This is a genomic window from Streptomyces sp. NBC_01003 (genome assembly GCF_045162695.1).
GTDB lineage: Bacteria > Actinomycetota > Actinomycetes > Streptomycetales > Streptomycetaceae > Streptomyces.
This window is the reverse complement of sequence record NZ_CP108707.1, coordinates 913,858-930,775: the sequence shown is the minus strand read 5'-3', so window position 1 is coordinate 930,775 and position 16,918 is coordinate 913,858. Positions and strand designations below refer to the sequence as shown.

The 16,918-nt window shown below is 70.7% G+C and carries 14 protein-coding genes; 4 read left to right on the top strand and 10 right to left on the bottom strand.

All coding sequences use genetic code 11. The annotated features are described in order from the left end of the window. Positions 1-2: 2 nt before the first annotated feature. A complete protein-coding gene (locus OG698_RS04480; protein ID WP_406101539.1) occupies positions 3-641 on the bottom strand; it encodes a LysE family translocator in 639 nt (212 codons plus the stop codon). Between the two features lie 124 nt (positions 642-765). Here OG698_RS04480 and OG698_RS04475 point away from each other — a divergent pair, with 124 nt between their 5' ends. Next, positions 766-1,386, top strand: coding sequence for an L-threonylcarbamoyladenylate synthase (locus OG698_RS04475; protein WP_406101538.1), 621 nt, complete (start codon positions 766-768; stop codon positions 1,384-1,386). A 16-nt stretch (positions 1,387-1,402) separates the two neighbouring features. Here OG698_RS04475 and OG698_RS04470 read toward each other — a convergent pair whose 3' ends face one another. From OG698_RS04470 to OG698_RS04460, 3 genes are read right to left on the bottom strand one after another with little or no spacing between them, the layout of a single operon-like run. After that, complete coding sequence (locus tag OG698_RS04470) at positions 1,403-2,638, bottom strand: epoxide hydrolase family protein (RefSeq protein WP_406101537.1); 1,236 nt, start codon at positions 2,636-2,638, stop codon at positions 1,403-1,405. A gap of 9 nt (positions 2,639-2,647) precedes the next feature. Next, positions 2,648-4,054: a M1 family metallopeptidase gene (locus OG698_RS04465; RefSeq protein WP_406101536.1), complete on the bottom strand. Its 1,407-nt coding sequence runs from the start codon at positions 4,052-4,054 to the stop codon at positions 2,648-2,650. A gap of 36 nt (positions 4,055-4,090) precedes the next feature. Then, positions 4,091-7,954, bottom strand: coding sequence for a Pls/PosA family non-ribosomal peptide synthetase (locus OG698_RS04460; protein ID WP_406110839.1), 3,864 nt, complete (start codon positions 7,952-7,954; stop codon positions 4,091-4,093). Positions 7,955-8,457: 503 nt separating this feature from the next. Here OG698_RS04460 and OG698_RS04455 point away from each other — a divergent pair. After that, positions 8,458-10,101 carry a GMC oxidoreductase gene (locus OG698_RS04455; RefSeq protein WP_406101534.1) on the top strand — a complete coding sequence of 548 codons (1,644 nt, stop codon included), beginning with the start codon at positions 8,458-8,460 and terminating at the stop codon, positions 10,099-10,101. 39 nt (positions 10,102-10,140) lie between these two features. On the opposite strand, the gene OG698_RS04450 is transcribed toward OG698_RS04455, so the two are convergent. Continuing rightward, positions 10,141-10,620, bottom strand: coding sequence for a carboxymuconolactone decarboxylase family protein (locus tag OG698_RS04450; protein WP_406101533.1), 480 nt, complete (start codon positions 10,618-10,620; stop codon positions 10,141-10,143). Continuing rightward, entirely contained in the window at positions 10,617-11,705 is a 1,089-nt protein-coding gene (locus OG698_RS04445) for a dihydrodipicolinate reductase (protein WP_406101531.1), read from the bottom strand. Before OG698_RS04445 ends, OG698_RS04450 begins: the two co-directional genes overlap by 4 nt. A gap of 177 nt (positions 11,706-11,882) precedes the next feature. On the opposite strand from OG698_RS04445, the gene OG698_RS04440 reads away from it, so the two are divergent. Continuing rightward, positions 11,883-12,335: a hypothetical protein gene (locus OG698_RS04440; protein ID WP_406101530.1), complete on the top strand. Its 453-nt coding sequence runs from the start codon at positions 11,883-11,885 to the stop codon at positions 12,333-12,335. A 24-nt stretch (positions 12,336-12,359) separates the two neighbouring features. On the opposite strand, the gene OG698_RS04435 is transcribed toward OG698_RS04440, so the two are convergent. Beyond that, complete coding sequence (locus OG698_RS04435; RefSeq protein WP_326772001.1) at positions 12,360-12,659, bottom strand: cupin domain-containing protein; 300 nt, start codon at positions 12,657-12,659, stop codon at positions 12,360-12,362. Between the two features lie 146 nt (positions 12,660-12,805). Here OG698_RS04435 and OG698_RS04430 point away from each other — a divergent pair, with 146 nt between their 5' ends. After that, positions 12,806-13,369 (top strand): isochorismatase family protein, encoded by a 564-nt coding sequence (locus OG698_RS04430; RefSeq protein ID WP_406101529.1) that lies wholly within the window; start codon positions 12,806-12,808, stop codon positions 13,367-13,369. Positions 13,370-13,398: 29 nt separating this feature from the next. On the opposite strand, the gene OG698_RS04425 is transcribed toward OG698_RS04430, so the two are convergent. From OG698_RS04425 to OG698_RS04415, 3 genes are read right to left on the bottom strand one after another with little or no spacing between them, the layout of a single operon-like run. After that, positions 13,399-13,749 (bottom strand): UBP-type zinc finger domain-containing protein, encoded by a 351-nt coding sequence (locus OG698_RS04425; RefSeq protein ID WP_406101528.1) that lies wholly within the window; start codon positions 13,747-13,749, stop codon positions 13,399-13,401. Further along, the gene (locus OG698_RS04420; RefSeq protein ID WP_406101527.1) at positions 13,746-15,221 is read right to left on the bottom strand and encodes an ATP-binding protein; all 1,476 of its coding nucleotides are present in this window, start codon (positions 15,219-15,221) and stop codon (positions 13,746-13,748) included. The genes OG698_RS04425 and OG698_RS04420 overlap by 4 nt, the downstream gene beginning before the upstream one ends. Beyond that, a complete protein-coding gene (locus OG698_RS04415) occupies positions 15,218-16,894 on the bottom strand; it encodes an FAD-dependent oxidoreductase (RefSeq protein WP_406101526.1) in 1,677 nt (558 codons plus the stop codon). Before OG698_RS04415 ends, OG698_RS04420 begins: the two co-directional genes overlap by 4 nt. Positions 16,895-16,918: the final 24 nt, after the last annotated feature.

Below are 16,918 nucleotides of genomic sequence, written 5' to 3'. Positions count from 1 at the left end.
CGCTAGTCGGTACGGCCCGTCGCCGCGACGGTGACGCCCAGGCCGATCATCGTGAGCCCACCGACGCCGCCGACCGTGCCGAGCCGGCGCGGCGAGCGGGCGAACCAGCTCCGCGTCGTCGCCGCGACCAGGCCCCACACGCTGTCGGACACCACCGCGATGACGTTGAAGACCAGGCCGAGCAGCAGCATTTGAACGGTGACGTGCCCCTGGCCGCGGTCCACGAACTGCGGCAGCACGGCGGCGAAGAACACGATCGTCTTGGGGTTGGCCACGCCGACGGCGAACCCCTCCCACAGCGTACGCAGGCTGCCGTGCGCGACCCCGTCACCCGCGAACGCGGCGTGCAGCGAACGCCGTTGGCGCACCGCCTTGATGCCGAGGTACACCAGATACGCGGCGCCGACGAGCTTCAGCGCGGTGAAGACGAGGACCGAGCGCTCCACGACGGCACCGACACCGAGCGCCACGGCCACGACGAGCACGTAGGCGCCGAGCGTGTTGCCCACGACGGTGGTCAGCGCGGCACGGCGGCCCTGACTCAGCGCCCGTCCGATCACGAACAGCACGCTGGGGCCCGGAATCACGATCAGCAGGAACGACATGGCCGCGAAGGCCAGCAGTCGGTCGGAAGACACCATGAGGGCCATACAACCCGTTGGCGTGTCGTGACCGCATTTCCTTTTGCTTTCGGGGGACTGCTTTCGGGGGAGAGCCGCGCCCGTTCGGAGATCGAAGTGTGACCGCGGCCCCTACAATCGGCGAATGGCGAAGTACTTCGACGTACACCCCGAGAACCCCCAGCGGCGCACGATCAGCGGTGTGGCCGACAGCATCCGGGCCGACGAACTCGTCGCGTATCCGACCGACTCCTGCTACGCGCTGGGGTGCCGGCTCGGCAGCCGGGACGGCATCAGCCGGATCCGCGCGATCCGCCACCTGGACGACCGTCACCACTTCACGCTCATGTGCCAGAACTTCGCCCAGCTCGGGCAGTTCGTGCAGATCGACAACGACGTGTTCCGTGCGATCAAGGCGGCGACGCCCGGCAGCTACACCTTCATCCTGCCCGCGACGAAGGAAGTGCCGCGCCAGTTGCTGCACCCGAAGAAGAAGACGGTCGGCGTCCGGATCCCCGACCACGCCGTCGTGCAGGCCCTGCTGGCCGAACTCGGCGAGCCGATCCTGTCCAGCACGCTGCTCCTGCCCGACGAGGAGGAGCCGCTGACGCAGGGCTGGGAGATCAAGGAACGGCTCGACCACGAGGTCGACGTCGTGCTCGACTCCGGCGACTGCGGCACCGACCCGACCACCGTCATCGACTTCTCCGGCGGCGAGACGGAGATCGTACGGCGCGGGGCGGGCGACCCTTCGCGGTTCGAGTAGCGCCCACAGGCCCCGCTCAGCGCCGCCCGCGGAACGTGCGGCGCAGATCGTCGACCCAGGCGCCCGGGACCTCCCACGGGATGAAGTGCCCGCCCTCGTCATGGGCGTTGACGTTCACGTGGTGGTACCAGTCGGCGCGGTCGCTCGCGAGCCAGTTGTCGACGCGCTGCTGTGCCGTCGTGACGCCGGGCGGGTTCTCGTGGCCGACGAAGGTCAGCCCGGTGGGGGCCTCGACGACGGGCGTGCGCGTGTGGGCGGGCGTCCACGGATAGCGGTTGGCGTTCGCGTAGTACCGCGTCGACGTGCCGATCGTGTTGCCGGCCCAGAAGATCGTGGCGTGGGTGAGCAGGTCGTCCTTCGTGAAGACGGTCTCGATGTCGCCGTGGTGGTCGCTCCAGCTGACCCAGCGCTCCAGGATCCAGGCGAGCAGCCCGACGGGCGAGTCGCTCAGGCCGTAGGCGAGCGTGCTGGGGTCGAGGACGTGCACGGCCAGGTGGGAGGCGAAGCGGCGGTCGAGGGCCCGGATCCCGGCCCGGATGTCGTCGGGCAGTCCGTCGGGGACGGGCCGGCCGCCACTGAAGTCCCAGGCGCGGTCGCCGGTGAAGAAGTCCAGTTTCAGGCCCGATCCGATGTGGATGCCCAGGAGTTCGTCCGCGTACTTGTGGCCGAGCTGACCGGTGACCAGGGCGCCGATGTCGCAGCCGCCGGCCGCGTACAGGGTGTGGCCGAGAGTGTCGGTCATGAGGGTGTGCCAGAGGTCGGCGACCTTCCAGAAGTTCATGTCGGGGTGGTCGCGCAGCGGAGCCGAGAAGCCGAAGCCGGGCAGGGACGGGACGATGACGTCGAACGCGTCGGCCGGGTCCCCGCCGAAGGCCGCGGGGTCGGCGAGCGGGTCGACGACCTTGGACCAGTGCCAGAAGGTCCAGGGCCAGCCGTGGGTGAGGATCAGCGGCGTGGGGTTCGGGCCGGCTCCGGGCTTGCGCATGAAGTGCACAGGGACACCGTCCACGCGCACCTGGTAGTGCTCGTAGGCGTTGATCGCGGCTTCGGCCTTGCGCCAGTCGTAGCTGTGCAGCCAGTACTCGGCCAGCTCCTGGAGGTAGGAGCGGTCGACCCCGTAGAACCAGTCGCCGTTCCCCACGTCGTCGGGCCAGCGCGTCATGTCGAGGCGCCGGCGCAGGTCGTCCAGCACGGCGTCGGGCACGTGGACGGGCGTGGGATCCAGGGGGAAGCGGGGTGTTCCGTCAGCCACGGGGAATCCTTACCTGTACGGGACGAGAGGTGCCGGGAGCGGGGGAAGGGGCCTGCGGCGCAGCCACGCCGTCAAGAGGTCACCGACCGGCGCCGCCGCGTACCGGGCGACGTGCGCCGTGAACGCCTCCGTCGTGACCACGCCGTGCCGGTGCGCCGAGACCCAGTCGCGCACCATGCGGAAGAACGGCTCGTCGCCGAGCGCGCACCGGATCGCGTGCACGGTGAGCCCGCCGCGCTCGTAGACCTGGTCGTCGAACAGCGACTTTCGGCCGGGGTCAGCGAGCAGCAGATCCTGCGGGAGCACGGACAGCTCGCGGTGCGCGGCGGCGGCCAGTTCCTGCGTGGATCGGCCGCCCGAGCGCTCCGACCACAGCCACTCCGCGTACTTGGCGAAGCCCTCGTTCAGCCAGATGTCCCGCCAGTCGGCGATGGTGAGGCTGTTGCCGAACCACTGGTGGGCGAGCTCGTGCGCGACGAGCCGCTCCCAGCCTCGCGCGCCGTCCACGTGGTTCGCGCCGAACAGGGAGAGCCCCTGCGCCTCGACCGGGACGTCGAAGTCCTCGTCGGCCACGACGACGGCGTACTCACCGAAGGGATAGGGCCCGAAGAGGCCCTCGAAGAGCCGCATCATCTCGGGCTGCCGGGCGAAGTCCCGCGAGAACTGCGACAGCAGACGCACGGGCACGTACGCGCTCTGCGGCACACCGCCGAGCCCCGGCTCGCCCAGCAGGACGGTCTGGTACATGCCGATCGAGAGGCCCACGAGATAGCTCGGCGTCGGTGCCTGCTGCTCGTACACCCAGGTCGTCGTCGACGACTTCGTCGTGCGCGTGAGCAGGCGCCCGCCGACGACCACCGTGTACGGCGAGGGGACCGTGAGGGAGATCTGGTAGGCGGCCTTGTCGTCGGGCCGGTCGTTGCACGGGAACCAGGACGGCGCCCCGACGGGCTGGCTCGCGACGAGCGCGCCGTCCGACAGCTCCTCCCAGCCGAGCCCGCCCCAGGGGCTGTTGACCGGTTTCGGGTTGCCCGACCAGTGCACCTCCACGGTGAACGCGGCCCCGGCCCGCAGCGGCTTGACGGGCCGGATCCGGAGCTTGCCGCCACGGTGCGTGTAGCGCGGCGGCCGGCCGTCGACGAGCACCTTGCCGAGCCTGAAGGCCTCGAGGTTGAGATGGAACTCGGTGAGCGGCGCCCGGCCCGCTATGGCGCTGATGCGGGCGTGACCTGCGAGGCGGTTGGGGCCGGGGCGGTAGTCGACGGACAGCTCGTAGCGGTGCACCCGGTAGCGGGGGTCGCCGTGGCCGGGGAAGTACGGCTCCGAAGCCGCTGTCTGGCCGCTCACTGAAGTGTCCACTCCCTGCGCCGTACCCAACGTGTCTGTGTCGTGCCCCCCACCTCGTGCCGTACGCATCGAAGTCCTGACCGACCTTAAGGTGTGTCCGCCCTTCTAGGACCGCCAGGCCTCGATCGGATTGCCCAGCCAGCGTGTGTCGTCGGGTACGGACTCCGCGGCCATGACCAGGGACGCGGGCCCCAGAGTGGCGCGAGCGCCGACCGTACTGCCCGGCAGGACGATTCCGCCAGGGCCCACCGTCGAACCCGCTCCGAGTGCCACCTTGTCCATCCGCAGGATCCGGTCGTGGAAGAGGTGCGTCTGCAGCACGCAGCCACGGTTCACGCTGACCGCGCTGCCGAGGGTCACCAGGTCCGTCTCCGGCAGCCAGTAACTCTCGCACCACACGCCCCGGCCGACGCGCGCGCCCAGGCCGCGCAGCCACAGCGTCATGAGCGGGGTCCCCGGCACCGCTCCGATCAGCCACGGCACGGCGACCACCTCGACGAACGTGTCCGCCAGCTCGTCGCGCCAGACGAAGCCGCTCCACAACGGGTGTTCACCGGCCCGGTGCCGGCCCACGAGAAGCCACTTCGCGGCGATCGCCGCCAACGAGCCCACGACGCCCGCGCCGAGGAGCACCGCCCCGGACAGCGCGGCAGCCGCCCACCAGCCCACGCCGGTCGCACCGGCGAGCGCGCACAGCACCCCGCCCGTGAGGACGGCCAGCGCCGCCGAGCAGAAGACGGGCACGAGCCGGAACAGTTCCACCGCGCCGCGCGCCCACAGCAGCCGCGCCGGCGGGTCGTACGTACGGGAGTGGTCGCCGCCCTCGGGAGCGCGCGGCAGCTTCATCGGCGGCAGCCCCAGATACGAGGTGCCCTTCTTGGCCTTCTTCGGAGTCGCCGACAGGACACCCACCAGACCGCCGTCCGGGACGCTGCGTCCCGGCCCGGTCATGCCGGAGTTGCCGAGGAACGCCCGCCGCCCGATCGCGGCCCGCCCGATCCGCACCCAGCCGCCGCCGAGTTCGTACGGCGCGGTCAGGGTGTCGTCCGCGAGGAACGCGCCGTCGCCGACCGTGGTGAGGCTCGGCAGGGCGAGGACCGTGGAAACCTCCGCGCCCCGGCCGATCTTCATGCCGAGCAGCCGCAGCCACAGAGGGGTGACGAGCCCCGCGTACAGCGGGAACAGCGTCTGCCGGGCCGCGTCCATCAGCTGTGTGACCGTCCAGGCCTGCCAGCCGGTGCGGCTGTGCGTCGGATGCAGCCCCGGCCGCAGCCCAAGGCTCAGCAGCCGCACGGCGCCCAACAGCAGCAGCGCGTACGCGCATCCGAAGGCCAGCGCGGCCGGCACCACCGCGAGCAGGGCACCGCGCAGCGCCTCGCCGAGACCCGCGTCCGCGGGCACGAAGCGCAGCGCCACCGCGAGCGCGGGCACGGCCGCGAGGACCGGCAGCGCGGACAGGGCGAGGCCCGACGCCCCGTACATCAGCCGCCACCCGTACGAGCGCTTCGGCCGCTGCTTCGGCCAGTCCCGCTTGGCCTTGCCCAGCTTCACGGCGGGGGAGCCGGCCCAGCGCTGGCCGGTCGGGATCTGGGCGGTCACCGCGGATCCGGGGGCCACCTCGGCCTTCTTGCCGACGCGCGCACCGGGGAAGAGCAGGCTGCGGGTGCCGACGACGGCCCCGCCGCCGACCTTGACGGCACCGATCACCAGACGGTCGCCGTCCAGCCAGTGCCCGGACAGGTCCACATCGGCCTCGACGGCGCAGCCGCGGCCCAGCTTGAGCATGCCGGTCACCGGCGGCAGCGAGTGCAGGTCCACATCCGCGCCGATCCGGGCGCCCAGGGCGCGCGCGTACCGCAGCAGCCACGAACCGGTCAGCGAGGTCGCGCCGCTGTACTCGGCGAGCCGCTCCGCCGTCCACAGCCGCAGATGCACCTGGCCGCCGCGCGGATACGTGCCGGGCTCGACGCCTCTCAGCAGCAGCCGCGCGCCTCCCGCGGCGAGCGCGAGCCGCCCCGCCGGACTGAACAGCACCGCTGCCCCAGCGGCCACCCACCACCAGGACAGGGCCGGAGCCCAGGCATAGGACCCGAACCGGTGCAGGACATTGCCGAGCGCGGCGAGAGCCACCCACCAGCGCAGCCCCACCAGCGTGAACAGCGGGACCAGAAGCAGGAGTTGAAGGATCTGGGCGCGCACGGGGACCGGCCCGACATCGCGGTGCGCCTCCGTGCCCTGTGCGGACTCCTCCAGATGGCGGGCGAGCTTGCGCAGCGTCGGATGCTGGTAGATGTCGAGGACGGCGGCGCTGGGGTAGCGGGTGCGCAGGCGGGTGGTCAGCTGGGCAGCGGCCAGGCTGGAGCCGCCGATCGCGAAGAAGTCGTCCTTGGCGCCGGTCACGGACACCCCGAGCGTGTGCGCCCACTGTTCCGCGAGCCACGCCTCCGTGCCGTACAGCTGCTCGGCGGGCCCCGTGGAGGTCTCCAGGTCGGGCAGCGGCCAGGGCAGCGCGGCCCGGTCGACCTTCCCGGACGTACGCGTGGGCAGGCTCTCGACGGGGGCGAGGAGCGGCACGAGGGCGGCGGGCAGCGCGGCCCGCAGGCGCTCGACGGCTTCGGCGCGGTCCCAGCCGTCCTGCGTGACGACGTAGCCGACGAGCAGTTGGTTGCCGCTGCGCGCCGTGCGCACGGCGGCGGCCGCCCCGGCAACACCGGGCAGCGCCTGCAGAGCCGTGTCGACCTCGCCGAGCTCGATGCGGCGCCCGCCGAGCTTGATCTGCTCGTCCCCGCGCCCGAGGAAGACGAGGCCTTCCGGATCCGCCCTGACGAGGTCGCCGCTGCGGTAGGCGCGCTCCCAGCCGAGGGAGGGCAGCGGCGCGTACTTCTCGGCGTCCTTGGCGGGGTCGAGATAGCGGGCCAGGCCCACGCCGCCGATGACGAGCTCGCCGGTGGCGCCGAGGGTGACGGGGGCGCCGGCCTCGTCGACGACGGCCAACTCCCAGCCGTCCAGCGGCAGGCCGATCCTGATGGGCTCCTCGCCGGTCATCAGGCACGCGCAGGCGACGACCGTGGCCTCGGTGGGGCCGTACGTGTTCCACACCTCGCGGCCCTCGGTGACCAGGCGCTGCGCCAGCTCGGGCGGGCACGCCTCACCGCCGAAGATCAGAAGGCGTACGTCGTCCAGGACCTGGGGCTCCCACAGCGCGGCGAGCGTGGGCACCGTGGACACGACGCTGATGTCCTGCTCGACGAGCCAGGGACCGAGGTCGGCGCCGCTGCGGACTCGGGAACGCGGAACCGGCACCAGGCAGGCGCCGTTGCGCCAGGCCAGCCACATCTCCTCGCACGAGGCGTCGAAGGCGACGGACAGGCCTGCCATCACGCGGTCGCCGGGGCCGATCGGCTCGTCGGCGAGGAACAGGGCGGCCTCGGCGTCGACGAAGGCGGCGGCGCTGCGGTGCGAGACGGCGACGCCCTTGGGCTTCCCGGTGGAGCCGGACGTGAAGATGATCCACGCGTCGTCCTCGGTGCCGGGCAGGCAGCCGGCCGATCCCGGCGGAGTCCTGATGGCGCCCTCCTCCGTGCCGTCGGGTCCCCACACGGTCAGGTCGTGGCCGGCGCCGATGACGGCCCGGACCCCGGCTTCGCCGAACACCAACTCGGCGCGCTCGTCCGGGTCTTCTGCGTCCACCGGGACGTAGGCGGCGCCGACGGCGAGCACCCCGAGAATCGCGATGTAGAGATCATTGGTCCCGGACGGGACGCGGACCCCGACCCGGTCGCCCCTGCGGACCCCGGCCAGCGCGAGCCGCACCCGCAGGTTCTCCACCTCGTCGGCGAGCGCGCGGTACGTGAGCTGCTTCGCGCCGTCGTCCAGGGCCACCTCGTCGCGGTGGTCGCGCACGGACGCGCCGAAGATGTTCATGAGGGTGCGGGCAGGGGCGGCGGGGCCCGCGGTGAACAGGGCCATGCCGCTGTGTGCCGCGACGGTGCTGTCCTCGAAGGACTCCGCGTCGGGGGAGGCGACCGTCAGGTCGAGAGGTTCGATCGGCGGCGTCCCGTGCTCCCCCGCGACGCCCCCTGCGTCGTCGAGTGTCACCGTGCCGGGCAGCGGTCCGTCGAGCGGGGGGACGTCGCTGCCGTTGTGTGAGGTCGTCATGGGTTCCTTGCGTGTCGCCGCCGGAGCTGGATCAACGGTGATCCCGCATGAAAGCCGTGCTGCCGGTCCGGCCGGGCGCCGAACAACCTGACGAAGTGTAGTAACCCGCTCGATTGTTTACATGCAGGGACTTGCCTGGATCTGTGTGACAGTGCTAACTCCTCCGCGGCCGCCCGGGGCCGTCGGTGCGCCCGGGGTCGAGTGGACGCGAGTTACCTATTCGGCGCACATGAATTACCTATTCGTGTGTAGTGACTTGATGCGCGAACGGCAGTAGAACTCGTTTCGATTCCATCGAAAGTGAGGAACGTGCCATGAGTGGTCCCACCACGCGTGCAATCGGTTCCAAGAACGTCTCGCGACGCACTTTTATCGCTGGAACTGGTTCTATTCTGAGCGCCGCGGCGCTGTCGGCTCATGCCCCCGCGGCCCATGCCGCGCCCGCGCCCGTCGCTACTCCGATCGACCCCGGCGCGCACGTCCGCGCCCTCGTCGTCGGCACCGGATACGGCGGCTCCGTGGCCGCGCTGAGACTCGCCCAGGCGGGCGTCGACGTCCACATGATCGAAATGGGGATGGCCTGGGACACCCCCGGACCGGACGGCAAGATATTCGCCAACACGACCAGCCCGGACGCCCGTTCCTACTGGCTCCGGACCAAGACCAAACAGCCCCTGAGCAACTTCCTCGGCTTCCCGCTCGACAAAGACGTCCCCCGCTACACCGGAATTCTGGACGCCGAGGAAATGGGCGGGATCATCGTGTACCAGGGCCGTGGAGTCGGCGGAGGCTCCCTCGTCAACGGCGGCATGGCGGTCACGCCCAAGCGCGAGAACTTCGGCGCCATCCTCCCGTCGGTCGACGCCGCCGAGATGTACGCGACGTACTACCCGCGCGCCAACGCGGCGTTAGGCGTCGGCACCGTCGACCCGGCCTGGTTCGAGAGCGCCGAGTGCTACCAGTTCGCGCGCGTCGGCCGTAAGCACGCCCAGCGCTCCGGCTTCCCGTTCGTCTTCGTACCCGACGTGTACGACTGGGACTACATGAAGCAGGAAGCGGCCGGCACGGTCCCCAAGTCGGCGCTCGCCGGCGAGATCCTCTACGGCAACAACTACGGCAAGAAGTCACTTCAGAAGACTTACCTGGCCCAGGCCAGAGCCACAGGCAAGGTCTCCATCTCGCCGCTGCACAAGGTGACTTCGGTCGCGCCCGCGCCCGGCGGCGGGTACACGGTCGTCATCGAGCAGATCGACACCACCGGCACGACCACGGCCACCAAGACCGTCACCGCGGACAAGGTGTTCTTCGCGGCCGGCAGCGTCGGGACCAGCAAGCTCCTGGTCAAGCTCAAGGCCACCGGCGCCCTGCCCGCCCTGAACGGCGAGGTCGGCAAGGGCTGGGGCGACAACGGCAACGTCATGTGCGGCCGCGCCAACCACCTGTGGGACCCGACGGGCAAGGTTCAGGCGTCGATCCCCTGCGGCGGCATCGACAACTGGGCCGCCGGAGGGGCGTTCGCCGAGGTCGCGCCGCTGCCGACCGGGATCGAGACCTTCGCCTCGTTCTATCTGTCGATCACGAACACCCCGCACCGCGCCGAGTTCTCGTGGAACGCGCAGGCAGGCAGGGCTGATCTGAACTGGCAGACGGCCTGGAAGCAGACCTCCATCGACATGGCCAAGACGATCTTCGACAAGATCAACTCGAAGGAGGGCACGATCTACCGCACCGATCTCTTCGGCACGTACAAGATCTGGGGCGACCACCTCACGTACCACCCGCTCGGTGGCGCGGTCCTGAACAAGGCCACCGACAACTACGGCCGCCTGCACGGGTATGCGGGCCTCTACGTCATCGACGGCTCGCTGATCCCCGGCAATACGAGCGTCAACCCGTTCGTCACGATCACGGCGCTCGCCGAGCGGAACATCGAGAAGATCATCGCGACTGATCTGTAGCAGGTGCAGAGAGCGGGGGCCGGTCGCGGCCCCCGCGTCTCAGGCCGTGGGCAGGACGCACACCGTGTCGAGGCCCAGCACGTGGTTGAGCCGGCCGAACGCCAGCCAGGAACCGATGCTCATGCTGAGCTCCACGATCTCGACCTGGCTGTACAGCGCGGTCATCCGGGACCAGAACTCCTCGTCCAGGCCGTGGTGGTCGAGCGCGTACCGCTCGGCGTACTCGGCCGAGAGCCGGGTCCGGTCGTCGAAGGCGTCGCTGGTACGCCACTCGGTCACCGCGTCCGCGAAGGACTCCTCGACCTTCTCCCCGTCCCGGTCGGTACGCCAGTCCAGGCAGAACTGGCACCCGTTGATCTGCGCGATCCGCAGCCGGGCCGCCTCGAACTCCCGCAGACCCAGCGTCGTATGGGCGTACACGGACAGCGAGAAGTTGGCGGCCGCCATGCCGATACCGGGGACCATGTCCCCCCAGACGTAGCCGATCGGTTCCTGTCCCTCGGGGATGTCGATGATCATCGTTGCTTCCTTCCGCGATGGCCGAGCTTTCCGACTGCGGGGCGCAGTGGGACGTCGAGCGCGTCGTAGAGGCCCGGGGCCTGGTCCACGAGCCAGTCGATGGCGTTTACGAGGCGGCCGACAGCGGTGGCGTTGCCGCCGGCGGACCGGTTCTCCCCCTCGTCCGCGGCCTCGACGGTGACCTCGATGCGCGGACGGCCCTCAATGACCACCCGGTGCGCCCCGGTGCCGTCGGGCGGCGTCGGCCAGTCCGGCGCGCAGGACGGGTGGATGCGGGTGACGTGCTCGATGACGATGAGGGGTTCGCCCCTGACGATGCCCTGCACCTCGAACCGTACGGCGCCCTGGGTACCGGCCTCGAAGTCGCCCATCGTGCGTGTGCTCACCGTGGCGTCGAGCGGGCGGCGGTCCAACGTCTCGCGGATCTCGTCGAGTTCGACCCCGAGCGCCCGCGCCATCAGCCGTATCTGCCCGCCCCACACCATGGTGGGGACGGTCTCCCACAGCATGGGCGGGTCGTAGTCCATCGGCTGGCCCATGCCGACCAGGAGCCGTACCGAGTCGGGCTGGTCGTACGTCGAGTAGTCGAAGATCTCCTGGCAGCGGATCGCGTCGACGGTGCTGCCGAGCCCGCTGACGAGGAGCGGCAGGACGTCGTTGCCCCAGCCCGGGTCGACGCCGGATGCGAACAGGGAGCCACCGCCCTCCGCGATCGCGGCCACCACCGGATCCAGGAACTCCGGCGGCGCGCTGCGGTGGTCGTAGAGCGGATAGAGGGCGGGCGAGACGACGACGGCGCCGGACCCGACGGCCCGGGCTATGTCTGCCAGGGCGTCGTCGGGGCGGATGTCGCCGGAGGCCGCGTACACGACGGCGCGGGGCCGGGCGGCCAGCACCGCCTCGATGTCGTCGCTCGCTCTGACCTCCAACTCGTGGCCGAGGCCCGCGAGTTCGCCCGCGTCGCGGCCGACCTTCGCGGCGTCGTGGACCAGCACGGCGACGAGCTCAAGCGCCGGGTGGGCCTCGACGGCACGGATGGCCGCGCGCCCGACATTTCCGGTACCCCAGACAACGGTCGAAATCATGCGCGGAGGGTAGCGCCGGGGCCCGAACCTTCCTAGAGCCATGACGGGTCCACGATGCGGACGGACGCCCCCCGCACCGGGTGACCGTCCCGGGCGCCCCAGTATGCTCAGCAGTTCGGCCCGGGCGAGTTGTGCCCGGGCCGAACTGCTGAGTTGTACGGGGATCACGGAGGAAACGTGCGCAGGACGGTAACCGGTATTGCTCTGGTCGCGGCGACAGCCGCTCTGCTGGCCGGGTGCGGCAGTGGCGGGGGAGACAGCAAGGAGGCCGGGGCGAAGCAGGACACGTCGAAGGCCCCCACGCACGCGGCCTCGAAGCCGGCCGGGGGGCAGGAGGCGACCCGCGAAGTGACCTTCGAGGTACAGGGCCAGGGCAGTACGCAGGTCCTCTGGACGGCCGGTGAGAGCAAGACGGAACAGGTGAACCTGCCCTGGACCAAGACGACCCGACTGACCATCAAGGGAGCCGAGTTGAAGGTCGGCAGCCTGGTGTCGGTCGTCCCCGGCTCGGTGACCGCCTCGGACGGTCAGCTCGAGCCGGCATCCTGCGTCATCAAGGTCGACGGCAAGCAGGTCGCGGACAACAAGGACGGCAAGTCGATCGCGGGGTGCAAGTACCTCGTGAAGTGACCGCCGTCAGGTGACCGAAAGACCCTAGGCCTTCGACGTTCCCTTGAGCTCGATCTCGACGAACGCCAGCCACGTGCCGCCCGTGTTGACGACATCGTGCTCGCCGCCCGCCGGGCGCGCGTAGGACTCGCCCGCGCGCAGCTGCGACTCGGTCACCGTGCCGTCGGGGGCGAACGCGCTGATCCGGCCGTCCACCACGGGCACGACCACGTAGTCGTGCTCGTGGACGTGGCGGCCGGTACGTGTGTCGGGCTCGAAGTCCCAGCGGGTCACCCGCACCTGCTCGTCCTCGTGCTGCACGCTCGGCTTCGCGGTCGTCGTCATCGAACCTCTCCCTGCTGTCGATCATGGGGCGTCGGCGTCAACGCCCACGTCAGAGGCCTGACCGGCATCCGATGTCAGTGGAGCACAGGCACGGGAGCGCGCAAAACCTTGTGGAGCTGCCCGGTGCCGACGGTCATGATGGCCGCATGACCCATCCTGTGGAGGCCCTGATCGTCGTGGACGTCCAGTCGGCGTTCGTCGTCGGTGACGGGGCGGTGCCCGACGCGGACCGACTCGTGGAGCGCACGACCGACCTGATCGCACGGGCCCGTACCGGCGGGGCGCTCGTCGTGCACCTCCAGAACGACGGGCAGCCAGGGGCGGACGACGAGCCGCACACGCCGGGCTGGGAACTCCACCACCCGGTCGAGCCGGGCCCGACCGAGGTCGTGATCCGCAAGCCCAAGGATGACGGCTTCGACGGGACCACGCTGGGCGGTGTGCTCGCCGGGGTCGAGGCGCTCGCCGTCTGCGGCGTGATGTCCGAGATGTGCGTCCAGGCGACCGCTCGCACCGCCCTCGCGCGGGGCTACCGGGTGGTCCTGCCGTACGACGCCCACGCGACGCAGAACGTCCCGGCGGCTCCCGGCATCAGCGAGGAGATCCCGGCCGCCACCGTCTCGCGGGTCGCGGCCTGGGCCCTGGGCAGCGACGCGGACACGACGACGCACTCGGCGGACGTGACGTTCACGGCCCCGGGGCGGGCCTGATCCGGAGAGCTTCCGTCCAGGGAACCCCGTCAGCCCAGCAACTCGGTCCAGTTCGAAGGGACTCGGTCCGCCGGGCCAGGGGTCGACTGCGTCGCGGGGTGGCTGACCGGAGGCGCGAGTTCGGGACCCGATTCGATGATCGAGGACGTGTTGTAGTCCCAGAACCAGGTCTCGCCCGGCTCGAAGCTGCGGATCACCGGGTGGCCGCTGTTCTTGGCGTGTTCCGTCGCGTGCTTGCCCTGTGAGTCGTCGCAGCAGCCGATGTGGCCGCACTGCGCGCAGCGCCGCAGATGGAACCACCAGCCGCCGAGCGCATCGCACTCGGCGCAGCCGGTGCCGCTCGGCGGGACCGAGGGGTCGATTCCGTTCGGGGTGCTCATGAAGGCTCCTGAGGGGGGTCGGGTACGGGTTCCTGGTCGGAGTTCGTGGACGTGAGGGGGAGATGTACCTGGAAGCGGGTGTCTCCGGGCTCCGATTGCACGTCGAGTTGGCCGTGGTGCTTGTTGACGACGATGCGCCACGAGATGTCGAGGCCGAGCCCGGTCCCCTCGCCCACCGGCTTGGTGGTGAAGAACGGGTCGAAGATGCGGCCACGGATGTCGGCGGGGATCCCCGGCCCGGTATCGCGGAACTCCACGAGCAGAAGGTCACGATCGAGCGCGGTGCGCACGGTCAACGTGCCCTCGCCGCCTGCGTCGTTCATCGCCGATACCGCGTTGTCGATCAGGTTCGTCCACACCTGGTTGAGCTCGCCGGGGTAGGCGGGGACCTCGGGCAGTGTGCGGTTGTAGTCCTTGACGACCTTGATGCCGTTGCCGAACTTCCCGGAGAGCATCATCAGCGTGCTGTCGAGCAGCTCGTGCACGTCGGCGAACCGGGACGAGGCCCGGTCGAGCTGGGAGTACTGCTTGGCCGCGTCGACGAGGTGGGAGATCCGCGCGGTGGAGTCCTCGATCTCGTTCATGAGGAGCTCGGTCTCGACCGTGTAGTTCAGCCACCGCACGGCGCCTTCGAGGGTCTCCTCGCCGACGGCCGCCGCGACCTGGTCGAGCCAGTCGATGTCGAGGCCCGCCTGGACGAAGTTGGGCGCCAGCTGCCAGCCGGCGGTGATCCCGTGGTCGTCCAGCCAGTCCGTGAGGGCGTCCTCGCGATCGGACGTTTCAAGGGGGGTCAGTGCGGGAGCCTTGGACACCTGGTCGGCCGTCCGTTCCTGGATCTCGATGAGCGTCTCCAGCGTGGCCCGCCGGTACGGGCCCGCGGCGATCGCGCCCAGCTTGTGCCGCATGCCCGCGACCCGCTCCCGCAGCGACGACGTGGCCCGCGCGGCCGCAGCGGCCGGATTGTTGAGTTCGTGGGTGAGCCCGGCCGACAGTGAGCCGAGCGCAAGGAGCCGCTCCCGCTGCCCGATCATCTGCTGGGTGCTCCGGATACCGAAGAAGAGCCCTTCCAGCAGGTGGACGGCCATGGGGAACCATTCCCGCACGACAGCCGCGAAGGTGCCGGCCGGCAGGACGAAGAACCGGGAAGGCTCCGTGACCCGCATCGAGCTGTTGTACGTCTGCGGGGCGCGGTCGCCGAGATACGACTGGAAGGCGCCCGAGTACACACCGCGGCTGGAACTCCGGTTCACCTCGACGTCGTCGGCGCCGACGCGCCGGGACAAGACGAGCTCGCCCTCAAGGAGTACGTAGAAGCAGGTCGACGGATCGCCCTCGGCGTATACGGGTCCGGGATCGAAGGCCTCCACGCGGCCCTCGCGGCACAGCCGGTCGAGCTGGTCCGCGTCGAGCTTCTCGAACAGGAACAGCGAGCCCAGTTCCTCGCGGCTGCACGGAACCCGCTGCCCGTTCACGACTGCTCCAGATACCGGTGTACGAGCATGACGGCCATGGCTCCCTCTCCGACGGCGGACGCGACGCGCTTGGCGGACTCGGAGCGCGCGTCCCCGGCCACGAACACGCCGGGGATATTGGTCTCCAGGTGGTACGGCGGGCGGTCGAGATCCCAGTCCGCGGGCGGCCGTCCGTCCGGGGTCAGGTCGGGACCGGCCATGATGAACCCCCGCCTGTCCCGCAGCACCGTCCCCTCCAGCCAGCCGGTCAGCGGCGCGGCCCCGATGAACACGAACAGCCATTGCGCGTCGACGAGTTCGGTGTGCCCGGTCGCCACGTCGCGCAGAGTCAGCTGTTCCAGATGACCGGAGCCGTGGGCGGCCTCGAGGACGGTGCCGGTGCGTACGGAGATGTGCGGCGCGTCCTCGATCTGCTGGACGAGGTAGTGCGACATCGAGGCGGACAGCGACGGGCCCCGCACGAGGAGGGTGACGGACTTGGCGCCCCTGGCCAGGAACATGGCGGCCTGTCCCGCCGAGTTCGCGCCGCCGACGATGTACACGTCGTGCCCCTGACAGGCGCTCGCCTCCGTCAGCGCGGAACCGTAGAAGACCCCGCACCCCGTGAGTCCCGCGACGCCCGGGGCGTCCAGCTGCCGGTACGACACACCGGTCGCGAGGATCACGCTGTGCGCGGAGACGGCGGAGCCGTCCGAGAACAGCACGGTGCGCGCGGCGCCGTTCACCTCCAGGCCCGTCACCTCGCGGGCGGTGAGGATCTCGGCGCCGAACCTCGCGGCCTGGCGCCGGGCCCGTTCGGTGAGCTGCGACCCGGACACGCCGTCCGGGAAGCCGAGGTAGTTCTCGATCCGTGAGCTCTGGCCTGCTTGTCCACCGGTCGCCGAGCGCTCCACGAGAACCGTCCGCAGCCCCTCGGACGCGCCGTAGACGGCCGCGCCGAGCCCTGCGGGGCCGCCGCCGACGACGACCAGGTCGTAGAAGTCGGCCGTCGGCGTCGTCGCCAGGCCCACCCGCGCGGCCAGCTCCGCGTCCTCGGGTTCGACGAGCGCGGTGCCGTCCGGGGTGATCACGATCGGGAGCCGCGAGCCGTCCTCGCCGGCGGCGGCCAGAAGACACCGGGCTTCCGGATCCTCGGACGAGTACCACCGGTACGGCACCTGGTTACGGGCGAGGAACTCCCGTACGTCCGACGACCGCGCCGACCACCGGTGCCCGACGACCTTCGTCGTGGGCACAGGCTTGCGGTCGGTGGCCCGCCAGGTGTCCAGCAGGTCCTCCACGACGGGATAGAGCTTCTCCTCCGGCGGGTCCCAGGGCTTGAGGAGGTAGTGGTCGAGGTCGACGACGTTGATCGCGTCGATGGCGGCGCTCGTGTCGGCGTACGCGGTCAGCAGGACCCGGCGCGCGCCCGGGTAGATGTCGATGGCCTGCTCGAGGAACTCGATGCCGTTCATCTCGGGCATCCGGTAGTCGGCCAGGATCACCGCCACGAGGTCGCCGCGCAGCTTGAGCTCGCGCAGCGCGTCCAGGGCCGACGCCCCGGACTCGGCGCGGACGATGCGGTACGACTCGCCGTAGCGGCGCCGCAGGTCCCGGGCGACGGCGCGGGAGACCCCCGGGTCGTCGTCCACGGTCAGGATGACGGTGCGCGCTGGGCCTGCGGCCTGTGCCATTGCGTCTTCCACCCCGAACTCATC